Source organism: Mycobacterium venezuelense (assembly GCF_054919535.1).
Window position 1 is genome coordinate 233,215 of the sequence record NZ_JBONDW010000001.1, and the last position, 23,083, is coordinate 256,297.

25 protein-coding genes are annotated in these 23,083 nt (G+C 66.9%); 9 read left to right on the plus strand and 16 right to left on the minus strand.

Annotated elements, in window-relative coordinates; genetic code table 11:
• Positions 1–35: 35 nt before the first annotated feature.
• Genes ACRCUN_RS01160 through ACRCUN_RS01175 form a run of 4 tightly spaced genes read right to left on the minus strand, consistent with a single transcriptional unit; the run spans position 36 to position 3,964 of the window.
• Positions 36–776: a phosphoglyceromutase gene (locus tag ACRCUN_RS01160; RefSeq protein WP_462139819.1), complete on the minus strand. Its 741-nt coding sequence runs from the start codon at positions 774–776 to the stop codon at positions 36–38.
• Between the two features lie 23 nt (positions 777–799).
• Positions 800–1,288, minus strand: coding sequence for a type III secretion system chaperone family protein (locus ACRCUN_RS01165; RefSeq protein ID WP_462140110.1), 489 nt, complete (start codon positions 1,286–1,288; stop codon positions 800–802).
• 20 nt (positions 1,289–1,308) lie between these two features.
• Entirely contained in the window at positions 1,309–2,640 is a 1,332-nt protein-coding gene (mshA, locus tag ACRCUN_RS01170; RefSeq protein WP_462139820.1) for a D-inositol-3-phosphate glycosyltransferase, read from the minus strand.
• Positions 2,641–2,650: 10 nt separating this feature from the next.
• Entirely contained in the window at positions 2,651–3,964 is a 1,314-nt protein-coding gene (locus ACRCUN_RS01175) for an ROK family protein (RefSeq protein ID WP_462139821.1), read from the minus strand.
• Positions 3,965–4,149: 185 nt separating this feature from the next.
• On the opposite strand from ACRCUN_RS01175, the gene ACRCUN_RS01180 reads away from it, so the two are divergent.
• Positions 4,150–4,899, plus strand: a complete 750-nt coding sequence (locus tag ACRCUN_RS01180; protein WP_462139822.1) for an SDR family NAD(P)-dependent oxidoreductase — start codon at positions 4,150–4,152, stop codon at positions 4,897–4,899.
• A gap of 69 nt (positions 4,900–4,968) precedes the next feature.
• On the opposite strand, the gene ACRCUN_RS01185 is transcribed toward ACRCUN_RS01180, so the two are convergent.
• Together ACRCUN_RS01185 and ACRCUN_RS01190 are read right to left on the minus strand one after the other, a co-directional pair.
• Positions 4,969–6,300 (minus strand): L,D-transpeptidase, encoded by a 1,332-nt coding sequence (locus tag ACRCUN_RS01185; protein ID WP_462139823.1) that lies wholly within the window; start codon positions 6,298–6,300, stop codon positions 4,969–4,971.
• Positions 6,301–6,306: 6 nt separating this feature from the next.
• Positions 6,307–7,374, minus strand: coding sequence for a UDP-N-acetylmuramate dehydrogenase (locus ACRCUN_RS01190; RefSeq protein ID WP_462139824.1), 1,068 nt, complete (start codon positions 7,372–7,374; stop codon positions 6,307–6,309).
• Between the two features lie 26 nt (positions 7,375–7,400).
• Here ACRCUN_RS01190 and ACRCUN_RS01195 point away from each other — a divergent pair, with 26 nt between their 5' ends.
• The 4 genes from ACRCUN_RS01195 to ACRCUN_RS01210 are packed head-to-tail and all read left to right on the plus strand — an operon-like array spanning position 7,401 to position 10,463.
• The gene (locus tag ACRCUN_RS01195) at positions 7,401–7,907 is read left to right on the plus strand and encodes a DUF2505 domain-containing protein (RefSeq protein WP_462139825.1); all 507 of its coding nucleotides are present in this window, start codon (positions 7,401–7,403) and stop codon (positions 7,905–7,907) included.
• Between the two features lie 23 nt (positions 7,908–7,930).
• The gene (locus ACRCUN_RS01200; RefSeq protein WP_462139826.1) at positions 7,931–8,728 is read left to right on the plus strand and encodes a class I SAM-dependent methyltransferase; all 798 of its coding nucleotides are present in this window, start codon (positions 7,931–7,933) and stop codon (positions 8,726–8,728) included.
• Between the two features lie 5 nt (positions 8,729–8,733).
• Positions 8,734–9,573, plus strand: coding sequence for a carbon-nitrogen hydrolase family protein (locus ACRCUN_RS01205; protein ID WP_462139827.1), 840 nt, complete (start codon positions 8,734–8,736; stop codon positions 9,571–9,573).
• On the plus strand, positions 9,570–10,463 hold the full coding sequence (locus tag ACRCUN_RS01210; RefSeq protein WP_462139828.1) for an LmeA family phospholipid-binding protein: 894 nt from the start codon (positions 9,570–9,572) through the stop codon (positions 10,461–10,463). Before ACRCUN_RS01205 ends, ACRCUN_RS01210 begins: the two co-directional genes overlap by 4 nt.
• Positions 10,464–10,469: 6 nt before the next feature.
• On the opposite strand, the gene deoC is transcribed toward ACRCUN_RS01210, so the two are convergent.
• The 6 genes from deoC to ACRCUN_RS01240 form a co-directional block, all read right to left on the minus strand.
• Positions 10,470–11,147 carry a deoxyribose-phosphate aldolase gene (gene deoC, locus ACRCUN_RS01215; protein WP_462139829.1) on the minus strand — a complete coding sequence of 226 codons (678 nt, stop codon included), beginning with the start codon at positions 11,145–11,147 and terminating at the stop codon, positions 10,470–10,472.
• Positions 11,147–11,557, minus strand: a complete 411-nt coding sequence (locus ACRCUN_RS01220; protein WP_462139830.1) for a DUF2599 domain-containing protein — start codon at positions 11,555–11,557, stop codon at positions 11,147–11,149. The genes deoC and ACRCUN_RS01220 overlap by 1 nt, the downstream gene beginning before the upstream one ends.
• 3 nt (positions 11,558–11,560) lie before the next feature.
• A complete protein-coding gene (locus ACRCUN_RS01225) occupies positions 11,561–11,845 on the minus strand; it encodes a DUF2516 family protein (RefSeq protein WP_462139831.1) in 285 nt (94 codons plus the stop codon).
• A 46-nt stretch (positions 11,846–11,891) separates the two neighbouring features.
• Positions 11,892–12,536, minus strand: coding sequence for a heparin-binding hemagglutinin (locus tag ACRCUN_RS01230; protein WP_462139832.1), 645 nt, complete (start codon positions 12,534–12,536; stop codon positions 11,892–11,894).
• Positions 12,537–12,593: 57 nt separating this feature from the next.
• The gene (locus tag ACRCUN_RS01235; protein ID WP_067849238.1) at positions 12,594–12,998 is read right to left on the minus strand and encodes a helix-turn-helix domain-containing protein; all 405 of its coding nucleotides are present in this window, start codon (positions 12,996–12,998) and stop codon (positions 12,594–12,596) included.
• Positions 12,999–13,088: 90 nt separating this feature from the next.
• The gene (locus ACRCUN_RS01240) at positions 13,089–14,417 is read right to left on the minus strand and encodes a DUF445 domain-containing protein (protein ID WP_462139833.1); all 1,329 of its coding nucleotides are present in this window, start codon (positions 14,415–14,417) and stop codon (positions 13,089–13,091) included.
• Positions 14,418–14,524: 107 nt separating this feature from the next.
• On the opposite strand from ACRCUN_RS01240, the gene ACRCUN_RS01245 reads away from it, so the two are divergent.
• From ACRCUN_RS01245 to ACRCUN_RS01255, 3 genes are all read left to right on the plus strand, one after another.
• Positions 14,525–15,229, plus strand: a complete 705-nt coding sequence (locus ACRCUN_RS01245; protein ID WP_462139834.1) for a TetR/AcrR family transcriptional regulator — start codon at positions 14,525–14,527, stop codon at positions 15,227–15,229.
• 5 nt (positions 15,230–15,234) lie between these two features.
• On the plus strand, positions 15,235–16,104 hold the full coding sequence (locus ACRCUN_RS01250; RefSeq protein ID WP_462139835.1) for a polyphosphate kinase 2 family protein: 870 nt from the start codon (positions 15,235–15,237) through the stop codon (positions 16,102–16,104).
• A gap of 134 nt (positions 16,105–16,238) precedes the next feature.
• On the plus strand, positions 16,239–17,081 hold the full coding sequence (locus ACRCUN_RS01255; protein WP_462140111.1) for an endonuclease domain-containing protein: 843 nt from the start codon (positions 16,239–16,241) through the stop codon (positions 17,079–17,081).
• 41 nt (positions 17,082–17,122) lie between these two features.
• Here the strand turns inward: ACRCUN_RS01255 and ACRCUN_RS01260 are convergent, their stop codons facing one another.
• The 4 genes from ACRCUN_RS01260 to ACRCUN_RS01275 all read right to left on the minus strand — a co-directional run bounded on the left by ACRCUN_RS01260 (position 17,123) and on the right by ACRCUN_RS01275 (position 21,539).
• Positions 17,123–17,998, minus strand: a complete 876-nt coding sequence (locus ACRCUN_RS01260; protein WP_462139836.1) for a cyclopropane mycolic acid synthase family methyltransferase — start codon at positions 17,996–17,998, stop codon at positions 17,123–17,125.
• 145 nt (positions 17,999–18,143) lie between these two features.
• Positions 18,144–19,004 (minus strand): 3-hydroxybutyryl-CoA dehydrogenase, encoded by an 861-nt coding sequence (locus tag ACRCUN_RS01265; protein WP_462139837.1) that lies wholly within the window; start codon positions 19,002–19,004, stop codon positions 18,144–18,146.
• A 160-nt stretch (positions 19,005–19,164) separates the two neighbouring features.
• A complete protein-coding gene (gene aceA, locus ACRCUN_RS01270) occupies positions 19,165–20,451 on the minus strand; it encodes an isocitrate lyase (RefSeq protein ID WP_462139838.1) in 1,287 nt (428 codons plus the stop codon).
• A gap of 266 nt (positions 20,452–20,717) precedes the next feature.
• Positions 20,718–21,539: an acyl-ACP thioesterase domain-containing protein gene (locus ACRCUN_RS01275; protein ID WP_462139839.1), complete on the minus strand. Its 822-nt coding sequence runs from the start codon at positions 21,537–21,539 to the stop codon at positions 20,718–20,720.
• A gap of 118 nt (positions 21,540–21,657) precedes the next feature.
• Here ACRCUN_RS01275 and ramB point away from each other — a divergent pair, with 118 nt between their 5' ends.
• Positions 21,658–23,073, plus strand: coding sequence for an acetate metabolism transcriptional regulator RamB (gene ramB / locus ACRCUN_RS01280; protein ID WP_462139840.1), 1,416 nt, complete (start codon positions 21,658–21,660; stop codon positions 23,071–23,073).
• Positions 23,074–23,083: the final 10 nt, after the last annotated feature.

Consider the following 23,083-nt stretch of genomic DNA (forward strand, 5'->3'; position numbering starts at 1 on the left):
TGCGTTCGCCGAATGGCCCGGGTGACGGCGGCCGGCTACTTCGCGCCCTGCGCCGCGACGGCTGCCGCACCCGCGGCGGCGGCCTCCGGATCGAGGTACTGACCACCGACGACCAGCGGTTTGAGGTTCTCATCCAGGTCGTAGCGCAGCGGGATGCCGGTCGGGATGTTGAGCCCGACCACGTCCTCGTCCGACATCTCGTCGAGGTACTTGACCAGGGCGCGCAGAGAATTGCCGTGCGCGGCGATCAGCACGGTCTTGCCGTCCTGCAGATCGGGGATGATCGTGCCCTCGTAGTACGGCACGAACCGCTCGACAACGTCCTTGAGGCATTCGGTGAGCGGGCCGCCGTCGATGTCGGCGTAGCGCGGATCGGCGTCCTGGCTGAACTCGCTGCCCTTCTCAATGGGCGGCGGCGGCGTGTCATAGCTGCGTCGCCACGCCATGAACTGCTCGTCGCCGTACTTCGCCTTGGTCTCGGCCTTGTCCAGGCCCTGCAGCGCGCCGTAGTGACGCTCGTTGAGCCGCCAGTCCCGGTGCACGGGGATCCAGTGCCGGTCAGCCTTGTCCAACGCCAGATTCGCGGTGTTGATGGCTCGGCGCAGCAACGAGGTGTACACGACGTCGGGCAGCAACCCCAGCTCGGCCATCAACTGGCCGCCGCGCACTGCCTCGGCGCGGCCCTTGTCGGTGAGGTCGACATCGACCCACCCGGTGAACAGGTTCTTCTCGTTCCACTGGGACTCGCCATGGCGAAGCAGGATCAGGGTCGGCATGTCAGCGATCCTCTCATGAGTCGTCAGTCCTCGATGAGGTGCTCGAACGCCTTGAGGTTCTTCAACGACTCGCCGCGCGACACCCGCCACTCCCATTCCTTCTGGATGGACGAGCGAAAACCCAACTCCAACAACGTGTTGAAGTCGGAGTCGACGGCTTCGAGCACCTGGCCGAGCACGCGGTCGATCTCGTCGGCGGTGACGGCACTCAACGCCATGCGGCCCACGAGATAGATGTCGCCGACGTTGTCGAGCGTGTAGGCCACGCCGTAGAGCCGGCGGTTACGTTTGAGCAGGAACCGGTAGACGCCCTCGAAATTCTCGTCGGGCTTGCGGCACACGAACGCCTCGACGCGCACCGAGTGTTCGCCGATGCTCAGGATGGTGTTGGTCACCAGCCGGCGCTCACCGGGCAGTTCGACGACGATGCCGGGCAAGCCGCCGTGGGTGCCCTCGTGGTGGTGGTAGACCAGCTCGTGCTCGTCGAGCGTGGCGACGATGGCGTCGCGGATGTCTTGGGCAGCCCGCTCGGTCACGTGCGCACACCCCGTCGCATCGAGAAGCGCCTGCCGGCGCGGCGGGCCGGCCTGCGATGGCGGGACCGGTAGTCGGTCATCGCTCGCGAGTAACTCGCGAGCAGGGCATCGACCGTGTGGGCCCACGAGAATCGGGCGGCGTGCTCGACGGCGGCCCGGCTCATCACGGCAGGGTGCGCCTGCAGCACGGAGTCGATCGCAGCCGCCCAATCGCCCACGTCATGGCCGTTCACCAGGGCACCACTGACGCCGTCGGCCACGGCCACGGGAAGTCCGCCGACGGCGGCGGCCACCACCGGCGTGCCGCAGGCCTGGGCCTCGACGGCGACCAGCCCGAACGATTCCGAGTAGCTCGGCACCGCCACCAGGTCGGCGGCGCGGTACACGTTGACCAACTGTTCACGCGATTGCGGGGGTAGGAACGTCACCCGATCGGTGATACCCAGCTCGTCGGCGAGCCGAACCAGGGTGTCGGGCTCGGCCAGCCCCGAACCCGACGGGCCACCGGCCACCAGAACCCGCACGCCGGGCAGCTTGGCCGCCGCCCCCAACAGGATGTCAGGAGCCTTGAGCGGCTGGATGCGGCCGACGAAGGCCACCACCTTTTCGTCGGCGGCGAGCCCGAGCACCGCCCGCGCGGCCTCCCGCGAACCGGGGGTGAACATGTCGAGATCCACGCCGGGGTGCACGACGTCGATGCGGGCGGCATCGGCGTTGTGCAGCGAAACAAGTTGGTGCGCTTCGTGTTCGGTGTTGACGATCAACCGGTCGGCTTCGTCGATCACCTGCTGCTCCCCCACGGCGCGCAGCGGTGGTTCGGGTGAGTCACCTTCGGCGAGTGCGGCATTCTTGACCGCTGCCAGCGTGTGTGCGGTGTGTACGAGGGGCACCGCCCAGCGGTCCCTGGCCAGCCAGCCGACCTGGCCGGACAGCCAGTAGTGCGAGTGAACGATGTCGTAGTAGCCGGGCTCGTGGGTGGCCTCGGCCCGCAAAACGCCGGCGGTGAACGCACACAGCTGTGTGGGCAGATCGTATTTGTCGAGCCCCTCGAACGGTCCGGCCACGACGTTGCGCACCAACACGCCGGGGGCGACCGGCACCACGGGCGCATCGGCCGACGAGGTCGCCCGCGTGAACACCTCGACCTCGACACCACGGCGGGCCAGCTGCAGCGCGGTCTGGAGGACGTAGACGTTCATGCCGCCGGCATCACCGGTGCCCGGCTGCGCCAATGGGGAGGTGTGCACGGACAGCACTGCGACACGGCGAGGAGCCTCGGGCCGGTGCCTGTTCGATGCGACGTCGGACCCGTCTGTTGCTAGGCGCACACAGACATGTCTACACCGCTGCCGATCGACGGGTTTGAGCGCGCCGCATGGCACCGATCGGATCGGCGTACAGCCCGCCCAGCGAGACGATGCCCGCACCGGCCTCCTGCACCCGGTTACCGAACGCGGCAACCCGCAGATCACGTGGCCCGAGCACCGTGCGCTGGGCGAATGCGGCCTCGACCAACGGCATGCTCTCGGGGTACTCGGTGAACGCCTGGCCGCCGACGACCAGGTCGTCGGGGTTGAGCAGATCGCGCAGGAGCGCGACGGCTTCGCCGAGAACACGGGCGCGGTCGGCGAGCAACTCGCGGGCCTGTTCGTTGCCCTGCCTGGCGGCGCGCAGCACCGTCGGCAGCGTCGAAGCCGGGCCTTCCGCCGGGATGATCCGAAGCTTGCGGGCCGCGGTCAGCACCGCCTCGTCGCTGACGCTCGACTCCAATTGCCCTGAGCCGCCGAGCAGTTCGGACTGCGCGGGCAGACCCGCGATGGTTCCGGGGCCGCTGGCCGGCGTGTGCACCCGGCCGTCGATCGACAGGGCGTAGCCGACCGTTTCGCGGGCGTAGACGTAGAGGCTGGTCCTGGCCTGGGTACCACCGGCGTCGGGCCGCCTACCGCTCAGCAGTAGCTCCGCGCCCGCCATCGCGTCCACGTGCGAGGCCAGCGACACCGGCAGGCCGAGCGCCTCGGCCAACGCGGGGCCGACCGGGGCATCACTCCAGCCCAGCCGTGGATGGTCGAGATACCCGGTGGCGCTGTCGACCACGCCACCGGCCGCGACGCCCACCCACAACGGCCGGCGCCGGTGCCAGCGGCTCAGGTAACGGCGCGCGCTGGAGGCCAACGTCGCGAGCGCAGCGGCCTGCGGCCCGGACGGCGTCGGGGTTTCGACGACGTCGAGCGTGCGACCGAACAGATCGGTGGCCACGATGCTGGTGGTGCGGGCGCCGATGTGGATGCCCAGCGTCAGGAACGGCTCGTGGTTCACCTCGACCGGAACGCGGGGCCGCCCGATCGCGCCCGATACGGCGAGATCAGCGCGTTCGCGCAGGATTCCGGCCTCAAGCAGAGCGGTGACCTGCCGGTTCACCGTCGCGATGCTCAACTGGGTGTGTTGGGCGACCGCGTCCCGGGCGATCGGGCCACGCATCCGGACCGCGCTGAAGACCGCGGCAGGCGCGGCGTCGGGAACTTTGAGCGACGGCGCGACGATGTGCAGCAGGCGTGACTGCGGGTAGCGCGCGGTGCTCGAAGCCAGTGACCGATTGGCGCGGGGGGCGGTCTTGCCGGGGCGACGGATGGGTGCGGCGGTGGCGGTGGTCACGTGAGTTGTCCTTACTGGTTGTCGGTAGGTGGGTCGAGGCCACACCTTGCGACTCAGCAGGACAGCGGTGTCCGGGTTCAGTCAGGCGCGGCGGGGTGCGCAACAACAACACGCACGCCGCACGAAGCGGGACTGGGAGGTCTGGGACACACGACGAACTTAGCACGGCAACTAAGGTTGGGCAGATGACGACACCACAGTCCGACCGCCGGGTCGCGGTGGTCACGGGTGCCAGTGCCGGAATCGGTGCCGCGACCGCCAAAACCCTTGCCGCCCTTGGCTTTCAAGTGGTCTGCGCCGCACGGCGCGCGGACCGCGTCGAGGCTTTGGCCAGTGAGATCGGTGGAACCGCCGTTGTGGCGGATGTCACTGACCCCGATGCCGTCGCCGCCATGGCGGCCGGCCTCGACCGGGTCGACGTGCTGGTCAACAACGCCGGTGGGGCCAAGGGGCTGGAACCCGTGGCCGACGCCGATCTGGACCATTGGCGCTGGATGTGGGAGACCAACGTGCTGGGCACCCTGCGGGTCACGCGCGCCCTGCTGCCCAAGCTCATCGAATCCGGCGACGGCCTGATCGTCACGATCACCTCGATCGCGGCGTTCGAGACCTATGACGGCGGTGCGGGATACACGTCGGCCAAGCACGCGCAGGGCGCGCTGCACCGCACGCTCAGGGGCGAGCTCCTCGGAAAACCGGTGCGGCTCACCGAGATTGCACCCGGCGCGGTGGAGACGGAGTTCTCCCTGGTGCGCTTCGGCGGCGATCAGGAACGCGCCGACAACGTCTACAAGGGCATCACGCCGCTGGTCGCCGAGGACGTCGCCGAGGTCATCGGTTTCGTCGCGTCCCGGCCGTCACACGTCAACCTCGACCAGATCGTGATCCGGCCGCGCGACCAGGCGCCGCACGGCCGCTTCAACCGGCAGGTGTAGTCCGCGAAACCGACGCACTGGTCGCCCGCGCGCAGCCCCGCCCACCAGTGCGTCGGTTTCGCGGAGTGATCAGCCGCCCGGTGCGGGGCTCGGCTCAGGCGTCGTGGTGGTCGGCGTGCCCGACAGGGTCGGGGCGTCGGTCGGCGTCGCGGGGGCCGAGGCCGGGATGTCGGCGGGCGGCTTCTTGTCCGAAATCGCCGACATGGCCGTCCATTCGTCCCAGTCGACGGCCCAGTCCCAGATGTCGCCGTCGGCGTAGGACAGCTCGATGCGGGTGCCGGTGACCTCGACCGGATCGCCGTACATCGCGGTGTTGAAGTACTGCTGCGCGTCCTCGATCGAGAGGTTGATACAGCCGTTGGTGACGTTGCTGTTGCCCTGCGCGCCCGAGCTGGCGGGGTTGGCGTGGATGAACTCGCCGTTGTTGGAGATGCGCACCGCGAACCGCTCCCGCACGTTGGCGTAACCCGCCGCGGGATTGGTCATGTAGAAGTCCTCGTACTTCTCGGTGACCACGTGGATGCCGCTGCGCGTGACGTTGCGGTCGAGATCGCCTTCGCCGTAGCTGCACGGGAAGTCCATGATCACCGCACCGGCTCCGTCGAGCACCTGGATGCGGTGCGAGGAAGCTTCGGCCTTGACGACCTGGCGCCTGCCGATCTCGAAGTCGAGCGTGGCGTCGGCGGCGCCGTAGGCTCCATCGCCGAAGTCCACGCCGTACAGCGGCGCCTTGACGCTGACTTTCGTTCCGGGCGGGAAATACTCGCGGCTGCGCCAGTGCACGCGCGACCCGCCCACCTCGTCGGGCAGCCAGGCCCAGCTGCCTTCGACGGACGGCACCGTGGTGACCTGCAGCGCCTTCTCCACGATCGCCTTGTGCTCGTCGTCGATCGACGCGTCGAACTGCAGGATGACCGGCGCGGCCACGCCGACCACCTGACCGTCGGCGAGCTGGAATTGGCCGTTGACCTGCGTCTGAGGCGCGACCGTGGTGAACTTGCCCTGGACCGGAACGGATTTGCCGTCATGGCCGACGACCGTGCCCGCCCACGTGTAGGTGGAGTCGAAGCCGAGCGGTTCGGTGGTGCTGAACGCGGTGCGGTCCTGGTTGAGCCGGCCCGCGACGGCCTTGCCGTCCGGATTGGTCAGGCTGATGCGCTGGAAATAGCCATCGCTGACCTGTACGCCCACCGGCGCGGTCGGGAGGACGTCGGCGCTGTCGGCGGCGGGTTCGTAGGTCAATGTCGGCGCGGCCGGGGCGGCCTCGGGTTCGGCCTGGCCGGGCGTCTTGCCCGAGCACGCGGCCAGCGCGCCTGCGCCCACTCCGACGGCAAGCGCCGTCAGGGCGCGCCGCCGGTTTATCAGCGGCGCAGAGGCCTGAATATCACCGGCTGAGCTCACGTGGATCTAGGGTACCGACAGCGAGCATCCAAGCAGAATCGGTTCGGGTGTGAGTTCGATCCCGAACGCGTCGCGCACACCGGCTTGCACCGTCCTGGCCAGCGCGATCACGTCCGCACTTGTCGCATGACCGCGGTTGGTGAGCGCCAGCGCATGCTTGGTGGACAACCGCGCCGCGGCGCCGTCGCCGGGGAACCCTTTTCCGAAACCCGCGTGCTCGACGAGCCAACCCGCCGCGAGCTTGACGCCGTCAGGCGCGGGATAGTTGGGCACCGGCCCGGCCACCGCGGCCTGAACGCGGTCGAATTCGGGCTGCGATACGACGGGGTTGGTGAAAAACGATCCGACGCTCCAGGTGTCGTGGTCGTCGGCGTCGAGCACCATGCCTTTGCCCGCCCGCAACCGCAACACGGCCTCGCGCACCGCGAGCGGGTCGGCCCGGTCGCCCGGTTCGGCGCCCAGTGCGGTGGCCAGTTCGCGGTACCGCAGCGGCGCGCTGCGCCCGTCGGGGTCGAGCGCGAACTCCACTTCCAGCACGATCACCGCGTCGGAGTGTTTGAGCACGCTGGTGCGGTAGCCGAACCGCAGTTCTCCGGGCAGCGCCCAGCGGTCTTCGCCCGTTCGGCGGTCCAGCAACCGCACCCGGCTGATGGTGTCGGCAACCTCGGCCCCGTAGGCGCCGACGTTCTGCACGGGCGTCGCACCGGCCGAGCCCGGTATCCCCGACAGGCATTCGAGCCCGCCCAGGCCGTGCGCGAGCGCGGTCACCACAACGTCGTCGAACACCGCGCCTGCCTCGGCTCGCACGAGGTTGCCCGCGACGGTGATCTCGGTGTTGGCCACCCGCACGACCGTCAGATCGGCGATGTCGTCGGAAAGGACGACGTTCGAGCCGCCGGCCAGCACCAGCACGGACTCGTCTTCCAGATCGAGGGCGCGCAACACACCGACGAGTTGTTCGGTGCTCGTGCAGGTCAGAACCCTGCGTGCGGTGGGGCCGATGCGCAGCGTGGTCAGCGGAGCCAGCGGAACCGACTCGGCGACTTCGACGCCTGCGACATGCGAACTGACCACGGCCGGTAACGGTAGCCTGGCCAGCTATGCCGCGATCATTCGACATGGCCACCGAATACGACGGCAGCGTCGAACAGGTCCGCCGCGCATTCGCCGATGAGCGGTACTGGCTGGCCCGCCTCGCCGATTCCGGCGCCGACGACGCGAGCCTGGACCGGCTGACCATCGCCGACGATGGCGGCATCGACGTCGTCACCACGCAGGTTCTGCGGTCGGACCGGTTGCCCGGCCTGGTGTCGCAGTTCCACCAGGGTGACCTGAGCATCCGCCGGGAGGAGACGTGGCAACCGATCCGCGACGGTAAGGCCGACGGCACGGTCAGCGGTGCGATCCACGGCGCACCGGTGTCGCTCACCGGGACCGCGCTCCTCGCGCCGTCGGGTGCCGGGGCAAAGCTCGCCGTCCGCACCACGGTCGAGGTCAAGATCCCGTTGGTGGGCGGCAAGATCGAGAACTTCATCGGCTCACAGCTCGTCGATCTGCTGATCGCCGAACAGCGTTTCACCACGGTGTGGATCGGCGATAACTCCTGATCGGTGCCGTAGCGTCGAGAGCTATGAGCCCGGCAGGCAAACCCGTCGGAGCGATCACCCGGGGCACAACCGGGTACAACCGCCTGCGCCGCAGCGACCGCTGGCTGGTGCATTCGGCGCGGGTGCGCAGTGCGCTGCGCACGGCGCACGAGCCGCTGGTGGTCGATCTCGGCTACGGCGCGCTTCCGGTCACGACGCTTGAGTTGGCCGCGCGACTGCAAGTGGTGCGGGCCGACGTCCGCGTCGTCGGCCTGGAGATCCACCCCGAGCGGGTCGCGACCGCGCGAGAACTGGCCGGCGCCAACGGTGTCGAGTTCGCGCTCGGCGGATTCGAGTTGGCCGGTCTGCGGCCGGTGCTGGTGCGGGCGTTCAACGTGCTGCGCCAGTATCCGGTCGAGGCGGTCCCGGACGCCTGGGCCACGATGCGGCGGCAGCTGGCACCGGGCGGGCTGGTCGTCGACGGCACGTGCGACGAGCTGGGCCGGCGGTGCTGCTGGGTTCTGCTGGACACGGCGGGCCCGGTCAGCCTGACGCTCGCGTGCGATCCGTTCGCGATCGAGCGGCCGTCGGATCTGGGCGAGCGACTGCCGAAGATACTGATCCACGACAACATCGAGGGTCAGCCCATCCATCGGCTGCTCAGCGCCGCGGACCGGGCCTGGGCCAGTGTCGCCGGGCACGGGGTGTTCGGCCCGCGGGTGCGCTGGCGCGCGATGCTGGAGCTACTGCGCGCTGAGGGGTTCAGCGTCGAACCGCCACGGCGCCGGATGCGCGACGGGGTGCTCACCGTCCCGTGGGAGACCGTGGCGCCAGTAGGCTGAGGTTCATGCGAATTGCCATGGCGCAGATCGCGACCGGCACCGAACCGTCGTCGAACCTCGAACTCGTCGAGGACTACACCCGGCGTGCCGCCGAAGACGGCGCACAGCTCGTGTTGTTTCCCGAGGCCACGATGTGCCGGTTCGGGGTTCCGCTTGGCCCGGTCGCTGAGGAACTCGACGGCCCGTGGGCGTCGGCCGTCCGCGCCATCGCCGCGCGCGCCGGCATTGTCGTGGTGGCCGGGATGTTCGCGCCGAGCCACGACGGCCGGGTCACCAACACGTTGCTGGCCACCGGGCCGGGCATCGAAGCCCACTACCACAAGATGCATCTCTACGACGCGTTCGGATTCGCCGAATCACGCACCGTCGCACCGGGTTCCGAACCTGTGACCATCCCTGTGGGCGGCGTGCCGGTCGGCTTGACCACGTGTTACGACATCCGGTTTCCCGAGCTCTACGTGGAGCTGGCGCAACGCGGCGCGCAATTGATCACCGTGCACGCGTCGTGGGGTTCGGGGCCGGGCAAGCTTGAGCAGTGGACACTGCTGGCCCGGGCCAGGGCGCTCGACACCACCGGTTTCATCGCGGCGGTGGATCAGGCCTATCCGGGTGAGGAGATCGCGAAGTCCGGCCCGACGGGCGTCGGCGGCAGCCTGGTGGCCTCGCCCACCGGCGAGGTGCTCACCACAGCGGGCGCGGATCCGCAGTTGCTGCTGGCCGACATCGACCTCGACGCCGCGAGCGGAGCCCGCGACGCCATCGCGGTGCTGAGCAACCGATCGTCCCGCGCCCAGCTCGGTCGCTCGCATTTTGCCCAGTCCGGTAAGGCACAATCGCTGGGGTGACCGATCCCTGGGCCCGCCCCACCGACCAGGCCCCACCAGTACCGCCGGCACCGCCCCAGCAGCCTCCGCAGGGACCTGCGCCCGATTACCCGGCCGCGCCGCCCCCAGTCGCATCCCCGCAGAAGGATTTGTCGCCGATGGCGAAGATCAAGAAGCTGCTGTCCGACCCGTTGTCGATCGTCCTGGTGGTCGTGATCGTGCTGGCCTTGGTCGCGGCGGGCGTGCTCGGCGGCGAACTGTATGCCCGCAACCGTGCCGACAGCATCGTGGCCGGGGTCGTCGAGTGCATCGTGGAGGACAGCGCAACGGCGTCGTTCGACCCGCTGCCGCCGTTCCTGCTGCAGCACATGTCCGGGCACTACACGAACATCAACATCGAAACCGCGGGCAACCAGATCCGCGATGCCAAGGGCATGAAGGTCGCGCTCCACATCAAGGACGTGCGCCTGGAGGACACCGCCGACTCGGGCGGTTCGGTCGGTTCTTTGGTCGCCAACATCACCTGGTCCACCGACGGCATCCGCCAGACGGTGGCCGACATGGTCCAGCTGCCGTTCATCGGCTCGGCGATCTCGGACGTGTCCACAAATCCGTCAGCAGGCACGATCGAGCTCAAGGGCTTGGTCGGCACGATCATCGCCAAGCCCCGCGTGGTCAACAAGGGCATCTCGCTGCAGATCACCGAACTGAACGCGATCGGCCTGTCGTGGCCGCGCGAGACACTGCAGCCGATCCTCGACCAGTTCACCTCGCAGCTCACCGAGAACTATCCGATGGGCATCCACGCCGACAGCGTGCAGGTGACCGACAGCGGTGTGGTGGCTCAGTTCTCGACGCAGAACGCCTCGATGCCGAAGCCTGCCGAGGATCCGTGCTTCGCGGCCCTGTGAGCCGCGCTAGCTGAAACCGTCGAGCACGGCTCGGGTGCCCGACAGCCCGAGCCGGGTGGCGCCTGCGTCGAGCACCGCGATGGCTTGTTCGGCGGTGCGGATGCCGCCGCTGGCCTTCACCCCCAGCCGCTCCCCCACCGTGCGGGCCATGATGTCGACGGCCTGCACCGACGCGCCGCCGCTTGGGTGAAATCCGGTGGAGGTCTTCACGAAGTCGGCGCCCGCCTCCTCGGCGGCCCGGCACACGTCGGCCAGCAGCGCTTCCCCGGAGAACTCCAGTAGCGCAGCGGATTCCACGATGACCTTGAGCGTCGCGTCCGGTACCGCAGCCCGCACGGCGGCCACGTCGGACGCCACCACGACGAGGTCGCCGGCCAGCGCGGCACCCACGTCGATCACCATGTCGATCTCGGATGCGCCCGCGGCGGCGGCCAACCGGGATTCGGCGGCCTTGATCTCGGGCAGGTGCTTGCCGGACGGAAATCCGGCCACCGCGGCCACGGCCAGCCCGGCCGGGCACTTCTTGGCGGCCGCGGCGACCATCGGCGGCGAGACGCACACCGAGAACACCGCGAGTTCGGCCGCTTCGGCGACGAGCGCGGCGACATCGGCCGCGGTCGCTTCTGGCTTGAGGAGCGTGTGATCGACTAGCGCGGCGACCTGTGCGCGCGTGTACCGGCTCATCAGAACGGTTCTTCCGTACCGCCGGGATTGCAGCCCGCGGCCAGCATCATGTCCGGTGACACCTCGGGGCGCCACGGCTCGAGATTCCAGCTGGTCTTGCCCGGTTCGGCAAGCTCGGCGAACGTCCAGTGGCACAGGAACTGCTCGCGCATGCCGGCGATATCGGCGTCGGGCGAGAGCGCCAGAACCTGCGCCCATGCCTCGTCGGCCTGCACCGACGTGCCGGGCTGACGGGCCAGCCGGCGCGCGGCGTCGGTCGGATAGACCCGCAGGCTCGACAGGTCGCCCCATTTGGCCCATTCGACATGATCGACGTAAGGCGTGGCGGGCTCAGCCCAGGCCGCCGGAGCCACGCACGTCAGAGCCACGGCGAAGGTCGCCGCGCCGAGCGCGGCCTTCGAAAGGCGCATCGATCAGCGCGACTTTCCTTGGATCTCAAGTAGTTTCGGTCGGACGTCGACCAGGTACACGCCCGTCGCGCACGCCGAGATCGCAGCGCCGAACGCGTCGCGCAACAGCAGCGCCAGCAGCAGTCCCACGCCGATGATGGCGAGCCATACCGGTTTGGTGAGCTTGCCCGTGGCCGTGTAGGCGTCGGGGCGCTGCATAGCCGCATTTATGAAGGCGTAGACGCCCACGATCAGGACGAGGACGACGAGTACCGCAACAATGACGCCCGCAAGGTTGGCAAGTATCACCTCACCAGCCTATGCGGGCGCCATCGTCGACGTCGAATGACGGGGATTACTTCTGGGTGACCTTCTTGGCCGGAGCGGCCTTGGTCGCGGGGGTGGCCTTCTTGGCCGGAGCGGCCTTCTTCGCAGCCGGGGTGGTCTTCTTGACCGGTGCGGTGGCCTTTTTGACCGGCGCTTGCGCCTTCTCGGCCTTCTTCGGCAGCTCGACGCCCACCAGCTTGGCGGCGCGCTCGCCCACGGCGCGGGTCTGCGAGGCGACGGTTCCGAGCGCTTCCTGGGTCAGCTCGACGGCCTGGTCGGTGTAGCCCTCGACGCGCGTGGCGGCCTCTTCGAGAGCCGGCTGGTTGCGCAGGCGCTCCAGGGCGGCCTCGCCGCGCTCGACGAGCTTGTTGTACGTCGCGGTGGCCTGATCGGCGTAGCTCTCCGCGGTCTTGCGCAGCTCGTCGGAGCTGAGCCTGTCGCGCAGCTCACCGAACTGAACCGGCAGGTCCTCCTGCAGCTTGTTCAGGCGGGCACGGCTCTCCTCGACGCGTGCCTCGGCGTCGGTGCGGGCCTCCTCGGCACGCTCGCGCAGGCTGGCGACGATCTCGTTGACGGTGGCCAGGGCGAGGTCGGCAGCGCCGACTGCGGCGAGCAGGGGGGCCTTGAGGTCTTCGATGGTCGGTTGGTTCTTGTCGGTGGTGTTGTCGGCCATTGTTGAATTCCTTTCCAGGGATGAAGTTCTGGTTGTCATCGGACAGTGCGAAGGGTGTTAGTCAGTTGAGTCAGACGTCGGCTCCTCACCTGCAGCGGCTTCGTTCTGTTGGCGAAACGACGTGTAGATGTCGAGCAGCACCTGCTTCTGCCGCTCGGTGATCCCGACGTCGTTGACGATGGCGTCGCGGACCTCGCTGGGTTCGCTGGGTTCCAGGATCCCGGCGCGGACGTAGAGCACTTCCGCGGACACCCGCAATGCCTTCGCGATCTGGTTGAGCACGTCGGCAGACGGTTTACGCAAACCCCGCTCGATCTGGCTGAGGTAGGGATTGCTGACGCCGGCCTTCTCGGCCAGCTGCCGCACCGATACCTGTGCCGCCTCCCGCTGGGACCGGATGAAGCTTCCGATGTCCTGCGCGGCGTTGGACACAACAGCCGCGAGATTCTCATCCTGCGCCATGCGTGGCCCCCTCGTAGGTCGGGTATCCGTTAACGACGGATTCCACGCTACGACGGGGTGCTAACTTTTGCAAGCACTAGTTAGCGCAGGTCAGAAGAGTAGTTGAGCTATCGAATAGATGATCAGTCCGGCCAGCGCGCCAACGACGGTGCCGTTGATCCGGATGAACTGCAGGTCACGGCCGACATGGAGTTCGATGCGCCGGCTCGCCTCGTCGGCATCCCAGCGTTCGATGGTCTCGGTGATGATCGCGGTGATTTCGACCCCGTATTCGGACACCAGGTGCTGGGCCGCGCGGATGATCCAGTTGTCGACCTTGTCGCGCAGCTCGGCATCGTCGCGCATCGATTCACCGATGTGCATGACCGAGTCGGCGATCCGCGTGCGCAGTGCCGACGACGGATCGTCAACCGATTCCAAGATGATCCGCTTCGCCGCCGTCCACGCGGTCTCGGCGGCACGGGCCACCTCGTCGCGCGCCATGATCTGTTCCTTGACGTTCTCGGCGCGCTGGATGGTGGCTTCGTCGTTCTGGAGATCGTCGGCGAACTCGAACATGAACCGCGTCGCCGACCGGCGCAGTTCGTGGTCGGGGTTGCGCCGAACCTTGTCGGTGAAATCCATGAGCTCGCGGTGGATGCGGTCCCCGACCAGGTGGTCGACCCAGCGTGGCGACCAGGTCGGCGAGTCCCGCTCGATGACGCGCTCGATGACCTCGCCCGCGTTGAGCGACCATTGGAACGCGCGATCGCACAACAACTGGATGAGCGCCTCCTGGCGCCCCTCGGCCAGCAGCGAGGCCAGCACCCGGCCGATCGGCGGCCCCCACTGCGGCTCGGCGATGCGTTTGACGATCATGCGGTCGAGCACGTGCTGCACATCTTCGTCGCGCAGCATCTCCACCCCGACGCGCAAAACGGTGGAGGTTTCGGCGGCTACCCGCTCGGCGTGGGACCGGTCGGAGAGCCACTTGCCGACCCTGCCTGCCACCTCCGCGTCGCGAAGCTTGGTCTCGACCACCTCGGGAGACATGAAATTCTCGCGAACGAAGGTGCCGAGCCCCTCGCCCAGCTGATCCTTCTTGCGCTTGATGATCGCGGTGTGCGGGATCGGAATGCCCAGCGGATGCTTGAACAGCGCGGTGACAGCGAACCAGTCGGCCAGCGCGCCGACCATCCCGGCCTCGGCGGCCGCACGTACGTAACCCACCCATCCCGGGGCCCCGTTCGACTGCGCCCACGTGCACACCAGAAAGACGATGGTGGCGCCGATGAGAAAACTCAGCGCCACCAGCTTCATCCGCCGCAAACCCCGTCGGCGTTCGGCGTCGGCTGCGCTGTCCGCACCGGCCAGCGTCTCGGCGAAACTCGCCCGCGGCGCCGGCAACGCGCGGTTCTCCGCATCGAATCGATGTGCCACAGGTCCATCATCCGCTATCCCGCGAGTACCGGGCCGATCCCAGAAGCAGATGGGGGCCGATTCGCCGTAGTATCAAGTGGACCTAGGGATTGGAATTACTGCGAACAGTGGCACAGCAGACTCCGCCGGCGGCGGTGAAAACCGATGGACGTAAGCGGCGCTGGCACCAGCACAAGGTGGAGCGTCGAAACGAGTTGGTAGACGGCACCCTGGAAGCCATCCGGCATCGGGGCAGCAACGTCAGCATGGACGAGATCGCAGCCGAGATCGGCGTGTCGAAGACTGTGCTGTACCGCTATTTCGTCGACAAGAACGACCTCACCACCGCCGTGATGATGCGGTTCGCGCAGACCACCCTGATCCCGAACATGGCGGCGGCGCTGTCGTCGAATCTCGACGGGTTCGACCTCACCCGCGAGATCATCCGGGTGTACGTCGAGACCGTGGCCGCCGAGCCCGAGCCGTACCGATTCGTGATGGCCAACAACTCGGCCAGCAAGAGCAAGGCCGTCGCCGACTCCGAGCAGATCATCGCACGCATGCTCGCGGTGATGCTGCGTCGACGCATGGCCGAGGCGGGCATGGACACCGCCGGTGCCGAGGCGTGGGCGTTCCACACCGTCGGCGGCGTGCAACTGGCCACGCACTCGTGGATGTCGAATCCACGGATGACCACCGACGAGCTGATCGACTACCTGACCATGCTGTCGTGGTACGCCCTGTGCGGCATCGTCGAGGTCGGCGGATCGCTTGAGAAATTCAACTCGCAGCCGCATCCGTCGCCGGTTCCGCCGCGGCGCCTGCTTGACTAGGGCCCGTGAGTAACGACTCCGACCTGCCCGAGCTCTGGACGCACGAGCCGCACATCCACCTGGCGTTCCGGCCCGGCGACAAGGTCGCCGACATCGAGACCGAACACACACCCGGCTTCAGCGGTTCCAAATCCGATGCGCCCGAGCTCCAGACCCAGCGCAACAATCGCTTCGCCGAGCTGCAGGAGATGCTCTACGCCCGCAACAAGAGCGGCGACGACAACCGCTCGGTGCTGCTGATCTTGCAGGGCATGGATACTGCCGGCAAAGGCGGGATCGTCAAACACGTTGTGGGAGCGGCCAATCCGCAGGGCATTCGGTACACCAGCTTCGGCAAGCCCACCGAGGAGGAACGCGCCCACCACTACCTGTGGCGGATCCGCAATGCCTTGCCGCCGGCGGGGCACATCGGCGTGTTCGACCGCTCGCACTACGAGGACGTGCTCATCGTCCGCGTACACAACCTCGTGCCGCCCGACGTGTGGGGCGCCCGTTACGACGAGATCAACACGTTCGAGCGCGAACTCGTCGACGCCGGCACGACTTTGGTGAAGGTGGCGATGTTCGTCTCACTCGACGAGCAGAAAGCACGCCTGGCCGAACGCCTCGAGCGGCCCGACAAGTACTGGAAGTACAACCCGGCCGACATCGACGAACGCCTGCTGTGGCCCAAGTACCAAGAGGCTTATCAGGCGATGCTCGACCGCACCTCGACCGAGTACGCGCCATGGCACATCGTGCCGAGTGACAAGAAGTGGTACAGCCGGCTGGCCATCACCGAACTGCTCATCGAAGCGCTCAAAGGTCTCGACATGTCATGGCCGCCGGCTGATTTCGACATCGAGGCGGAGAAGAAGCGGTTGGCGGAGGCCTAGGTGCGCCGAGACTACGCTTTCTGACGAATGTCGCCGCAAATCCGTCATAAACCGTAGCCTCGGCGGGTGAAGGAACCGGACGCCTCGCTGGTGCGTCGAACATCGGTGTGGGGATCATCGTCGGAAGCGAGGCAATGGCGGCCGGGGCCGTGACCCGGCAGATGCTACGGGCGAAATACACCATGGTGCACCAGAATGTCTATGCACCAAAGGGTTTCGCACTCACGGCACGTTCGCGGGCATTCGCCGCCTGGCTGTGGTCCGGACGGTCGGCAACGCTGGCCGGATACTCCGCTGCCGCGGTATTGGGCAGCAAGTGGCTGCCCGATGACGCGCCGGCTGAACTCGCTCGTATCCGCCAGCCTTCGCCGCCTGGCATCCTGATCCACACCGGCGTCATCGCGCAGGACGAACTACGGGTCGTCGACGGTATGACATGCACCAACGTCGCGCGTACCTGCTACGACATAGGGCGACGTCAACCGCTCGACACCGCGATCATCCAGATCGATGCGCTGCTCAACAGCGCTCGCGGGCAGGTGGCCGATGTCGTGCGTATCGCTGAACGTTACCCCGGGGCCCGCGGTATCCGCCTGCTACGCAGTGCACTCGGCCTGGCCGACGCCGGGGCCGAATCTCCGCAGGAAACCCGGCTACGGCTGATGTTGGTCCGCGGCGGGCTCCCCCGCCCTGCCACGCAGATACCGGTCACCGACGAGTGGGGCCGGACGCGTCGGCGTATCGATATGGGGTGGCCCGAGTGGACGGTCGGCGTCGAATACGACGGACAACAACACTGGGTCGACCCGGACATCCACGATGGCGACATCGTCCGGCTGGAATTCCTGGCCGCACGTGGTTGGACGATCGTGCGGGTGAGCTCGCGCCAACTGCGGTATCGCGCACCCGAGATCATGACGCGGGTTTGGAATGCCCTGTATCAGGCGGGCTATCCGCGGCGAGAATACGGTTTATGACGGAATTCGCTTGAATTCCGTCATAAACCGTACTGTCGGCGTTACTTGACCAGCGTGAACTGGCCGATGTTGGTGATACCGCGGCGGAAGAAGTCGGCGCAACCGGTCAGGTACTTCATGTACCGGTCGTAGACCTCCTGCCCCTGCATGGCGATGGCCTCGTCCTTGGCGGCCTCCAGGTTGGACGCCCACATGTCCAGCGTGCGCGCGTAATGCGGCTGCAGCAGGTGAATGCGCTCCAACTTGAAGCCCGAGCCGTCGGCGAGCTTCTCGATGTCCTCGACCGCGGGCAGCTGCCCACCGGGGAAGATCTCCTCGCCGATGAACTTCATGAACTTCAGGTCGCTGATCGTCAGCTTGATGCCGTTCTCACGGAAGAACTGCTGCGTGTGAGCCAGGATCGTGTGCAGCAGCATCCGGCCTCCGTTGTCCGGCAGGATGCTGTAGGCCCGCTCGAAGAACACCGGGTAACGCTCGGCCTTGAATGCCTCGAACGCGCCGATCGACACGATGCGGTCGACGGGCTCGTTGAACTCCTCCCAGCCCTGCAGCCGGATGTCGACGGTCCGCTCGGTCTCGATCTTCGCCAGCCGCTCACGGGCGTAATCCGACTGAGCCTTGCTCAGCGTGATTCCGATCACGTTGACGTCGAACTTCGTGACGGCCCGCTCCAGCGCACCGCCCCAGCCGCAACCGATGTCGAGCAGCGTCATGCCCGGCTTCAGGTCGAGCTTGCCCAGCGCGAGGTCGAACTTGGCGTTCTGCGACTCATCGAGCGTCATGTCCTCACGCTCGTAGTACCCGCAGGTGTAGCCCATCGTGGGACCGAGGAACAGCGCGAAGAAATCGTTCGAGATGTCGTAGATGGACTGTGACTCTTCGTAATACGGCGCCAGTTCGGACTCGACTTGTGACATGCGACTAGTAACCCTTTGCGTTTCTCTTCTGCTGACGCCCAACGGTTGGGCCGACGCGTGTCCGCGCAGACTCAACGACCCAGCCAGCAGGCCCTTCGGTGGGTAGACTAGCTAAGACAAGCGTCAAGTGCCAGCTCGGGTGGGCTCAGTACTTGTAGAAGCCCTGACCCGACTTCTTACCGAGCTGCCCGGCCTCGACCATGCGCAGCAGCAGCGGCGGCGCCGCGTACAGCGGCTCCTTGAACTCGTCAAACATCTTGTCCGCGATGAGCTTTAGCGTGTCGAGCCCGACGAGGTCGGACAGCCGCAGCGGACCCATCGGATGCGAGAGCCCGGCCACAACGGCCTTGTCGACATCTTCGATGGTCGCGAAGCCGCCTTCGACCATCCGGATCGCTGCGAGCAGATACGGAACCAGCAACGCGTTGACCACGAAGCCGGACCGGTCGGCACAACGGACGACCTGCTTTCCGAGGACCGTGCTGGCGAACTCCTCGACACGGGCCGCGGCGGAATCGGTGGTGACCAGCGTGGTGACCAGCTCGACCAGCGGCAGCACCGGAACCGGGTTGAAGAAGTGCAGGCCGAGGACCCTGCTGGGGTTCTTGGTGGCTGCGGCCAGCTTCATGATGGGGATGCTCGACGTGTTCGACGCCAGGACGGCGTCCGGATCGGCGATGACCTCATCGAGCTCGGCGAAGATCTTGCTCTTGACGGCCTCATCCTCGATGACCGCCTCGATCACGAGCTGGCGGTCGGCCAGGTCGGCGATCTTGGTGGTGAACGTCAGCTTGGCCAGCGCGGCGTCCTTCTCGCGCTCGGTGACCTTGCCGGCACTGACGCCGCGCTCGAGCGACTTGGTGATGCGGTTGCGCCCGGCCGTGACGAGCGCTTCGGTGGTCTCGAAGACGAGTACGTCGACGCCGGCACGGGCGGACACCTCGGCGATACCCGCACCCATCTGCCCGGCGCCGATAACCCCTACTCGTTCAATTGGATTGGTCACTGTTCTCACTTTCGTCTCAATACGCGAACATGCGACAGGCCCCGCCCAAGAATTCTGAGCGGGGCCTGCGCTGTCAACTCCTGACGACCGCGACCGTGGGCGCTGTGCACGGATTATCGGCGATATCTGTACACAGGACCCACACTCGGCGGACGCATCGTCAGTGGAACTGGCCCTCTTCGGTCGAGCCCGCGAGCGCGGTGGTCGAGCTGGTCGGGTCCACCGTGGTGGCGATGCGGTCGAAGTAGCCGGCGCCGACCTCGCGCTGGTGCTTCGTCGCGGTGTAGCCACGGTCCTCGGCGGCGAACTCGCGCTCCTGCAGCTCGACGTAAGCGCTCATCTGGTTGCGGGCGTAACCGTAGGCCAGATCGAACATCGAGTAGTTGAGCGCGTGGAAGCCGGCCAGCGTGATGAACTGGAACTTGAAGCCCATCGCGCCGAGCTCCTTCTGGAACTTCGCGATGGTCGCGTCGTCGAGGTGCTTGCGCCAGTTGAACGACGGCGAGCAGTTGTAGGCCAGCATCTGGTCAGGGAACTCGCTCTTGACGCCTTCGGCGAACTTCTTGGCGAGCTCCAGGTCCGGGGTGCCGGTCTCCATCCAGATGAGGTCGGAGTACGGCGCGTAGGCCTTGGCGCGGGCGATGCAGGGCTCCAGGCCGTTCTTGACCCGGTAGAAGCCCTCGGCGGTGCGCTCACCGGTGATGAACGGCTGATCGCGCTCATCCACATCGGAGGTGATGAGGGTGGCGGCCTCGGCGTCGGTGCGGGCGATGACGACGGTCGGCACGTCGGCGACGTCGGCCGCGAGGCGGGCCGAGGTCAGGGTGCGGATGTGCTGCTGCGTCGGGATCAGCACCTTGCCACCGAGGTGGCCGCACTTCTTCTCCGAGGCCAGCTGGTCTTCCCAGTGCGAACCGGCGACACCGGCGGCGATCATCGCCTTCTGCAGCTCGTAGACGTTCAGCGCGCCACCGAAGCCGGCCTCACCGTCGGCGACGATCGGGGCGAGCCAGTTCTCGACCGAGGTGTCGCCCTCGACCTTGGCGATCTCGTCGGCGCGCAGCAGCGCGTTGTTGATGCGGCGGACCACCTGCGGCACCGAGTTGGCCGGGTAGAGGCTCTGGTCGGGGTAGGTGTGTCCGGACAGGTTGGCGTCACCGGCGACCTGCCAACCCGACAGGTAGATGGCCTTCAGGCCGGCGCGGACCTGCTGGACGGCCATGTTGCCGGTCAGTGCGCCAAGCGCGTTGACGAAGTCCATGTCGTGCAGCTGCTCCCAGAGCACCTCGGCGCCGCGGCGGGCCAGGGTGGCCTCCTCGACGACGGAACCCTGCAGTGCGACGACGTCGGCCGGGGTGTAGGTGCGGGTGATGCCCTTCCAGCGGGGGTTGTGATCCCAGTCGTGCTGGATCTGTTCCGGTGATTTCGGGGTGCCCACGGTCGACATAGGACTTCTCCTTTGGTTGTTAAGTCGCTGCGGCGCCGTACGCGTCGTTGGTTGTTAACGCCGCAGCAGCTTCACTGTTGTGCTAATCCGACGATGGCACAGCACATATCCGCAGGTCCACCCGTTTCAGTTGCCAACTTTCGCCAAACCGCTGCGTTAACTTGCAAAGTTTGCGAAGAAATATGATGGCTGTACCGGTTCAGAAGCTACCGCCGAGTAACCAGTTTTCGCTGGTCAGTACGCTCGTACTGTTAAACCTGATGGATTCAGAGCGCGAACAGAGAAGCGACGGCTTTTGTCTCCTCGCCGACCGCATATGTGAGCGTTGTAACAGTCCGGTCCGTGAGCTCGGGCCCGAACTTGTCGGTCGAACCGGGCGGGTGCGTGTGCGAGATGATCTCGAGCTTGTCGCCGAGCGCGACCGGAGCGTCGTGTTCGATCGTCACCCGCAGCGGCTGCTCGAGGAGCTCCGGATGGGTGTGTAGGTAGTCCTCGATGACCGTCCAGTACACCGAGTTGTTCATGTGGTCGAACAGGTCGATGTCGGACACCCGGACGGGATATTCGCGGATCTCGTTGGCGTCTTCACGACTGCCTGCCTTCAGATAGGCCTTCCATCTCAGCCGGGCCTCGTCGGTGGTGCGTCGCAGGCCCTCGAGGAAGTCATCGGAGATACGGGCGGGCCCCTGCGTCTCGCGGTTGATGTTGATCCAGAACGCCTCGGACTCCATGAGCCCGCCCTTGCGGCCATCGATGCGCACGCGCATCTCGCACCACCGGTTCGACGTCCCCGAACACCACCGCCGCATCCGCAGCATGTCCTGGAATTCGATGGGCCGGATCAGGTCGATCATCGTGCGCCGGACGATCCACAGCGGGTGGGTCTCCTCGAAGCCCATCTCGCGCAGCTGATCGGAGCCGATGTCCTGGATGTGGCGGCACGCGGCGTCGAACCGCAGCCGGCCGACCCGGTTGATATCGCCCACCCGCAAGGGCCATTGGCGGTCGAAGACGTCGGGATGAGGATCGGGCACCGGCATCATCGTCTTGCCCAGTCCGGTCGTCGGCTTGCCCTCGGTGCCCGTCATCTAAATCTCCCCATTCGGTGGCCTAGGGCGATCATGCCAGGCGTCTCGACGCAGCCCTAAGTACCAATCTGCCAAGAATGCGAAGTCAACTCTTTGCAACGTTGTTAGCCTGTTTGACGTGGCAAAAACCTTCGTCGGCTCACGAGTGCGACAGCTGCGAAGCGAGCGTGGATTCAGCCAGGCGGCGCTGGCGCAGATGCTCGAGATCTCTCCCAGCTACCTCAACCAGATCGAGCACGATGTCCGCCCGCTGACGGTTGCGGTCCTGCTTCGCATCACCGAGGTGTTCGGCGTGGACGCGACCTTTTTCGCGTCCCAGGACGACACCCGGCTGGTCGCCGAACTGCGCGAAGCGACGATGGACCGCGACTTCGGCGTGGACGTCGAGCTCAGCGAGATCGCCGACATGGTCGCCGCGCATCCCAATCTGGCCAGAGCGATGGTCAACTTGCACCGGCGCTACCGGCTGACGACGACCCAGCTCGCCGCCGCGACCGAAGACAGGTACTCCGACGGCAGCGGCAGTGGATCGATCACCATGCCGCACGAAGAGGTGCGTGACTACTTCTACCAACGCCAGAACTATCTGCACGAACTCGACACCGCGGCCGAGGACCTGACCGCCCGTATTCGAATGAACCGCGGCGACCTGGCAGGTGAGCTGTCGAATCGGCTGACCACCGTGCACAACGTTCGCATCGTTCGGCGCATCGATCTGGGCGACACCGTCCTGCACCGCTTCGACCCCGCCACCAAGACGCTGGAGATGGGCAATCACCTCTCCCGCGGCCAGCAGGTGTTCAAGATGGCCGCCGAGCTCGCCTACCTGGAGTTCGGCGACCTCATCGACAAGCTCGTCGACGAAGGCATGTTCACCAGTGACGAGTCACGCACGCTCGCACGGCTGGGCCTGGCCAACTACTTCGCCGCGGCAACGGTGCTGCCCTATCGGCAGTTCCACGACGTCGCCGAGAATTTCCGCTACGACGTCGAGCGGCTCTCGGCGTTCTACTCGGTGAGCTACGAGACCATCGCGCACCGGCTCTCCACGCTGCAGCGCCCGTCGATGCGCGGCGTGCCGTTCTCGTTCGTCCGCGTCGACCGCGCGGGCAACATGTCAAAGCGGCAGTCCGCCACCGGTTTTCACTTCTCGTCCTCGGGCGGAACCTGTCCGCTGTGGAATGTCTACGAGACGTTCGGCAACCCGGGCAAGATCGGGGTGCAGATCGCCCAGATGCCCGACGGCCGCAACTACATGTGGGTCGCGCGCACCGTGGAACGTCGCGCCTCGCGATACGGGCAGCCGGGCAAGACGTTCGCGATCGGGCTCGGTTGCGAACTGCGCCACGCCCACCGACTCGTCTATTCGGAAGGCCTCGACCTGTCCGGTGAGGTCGCCACACCGATCGGGTCGGGCTGCCGGGTGTGTGAACGCGACAACTGCCCGCAACGCGCCTTCCCCGCCCTCGGCCGGGCCCTCGATCTCGACGAGCACCGGTCAACTGTGTCGCCGTATCTGGTGAAGCAGTCCTGACGGCTTGCCT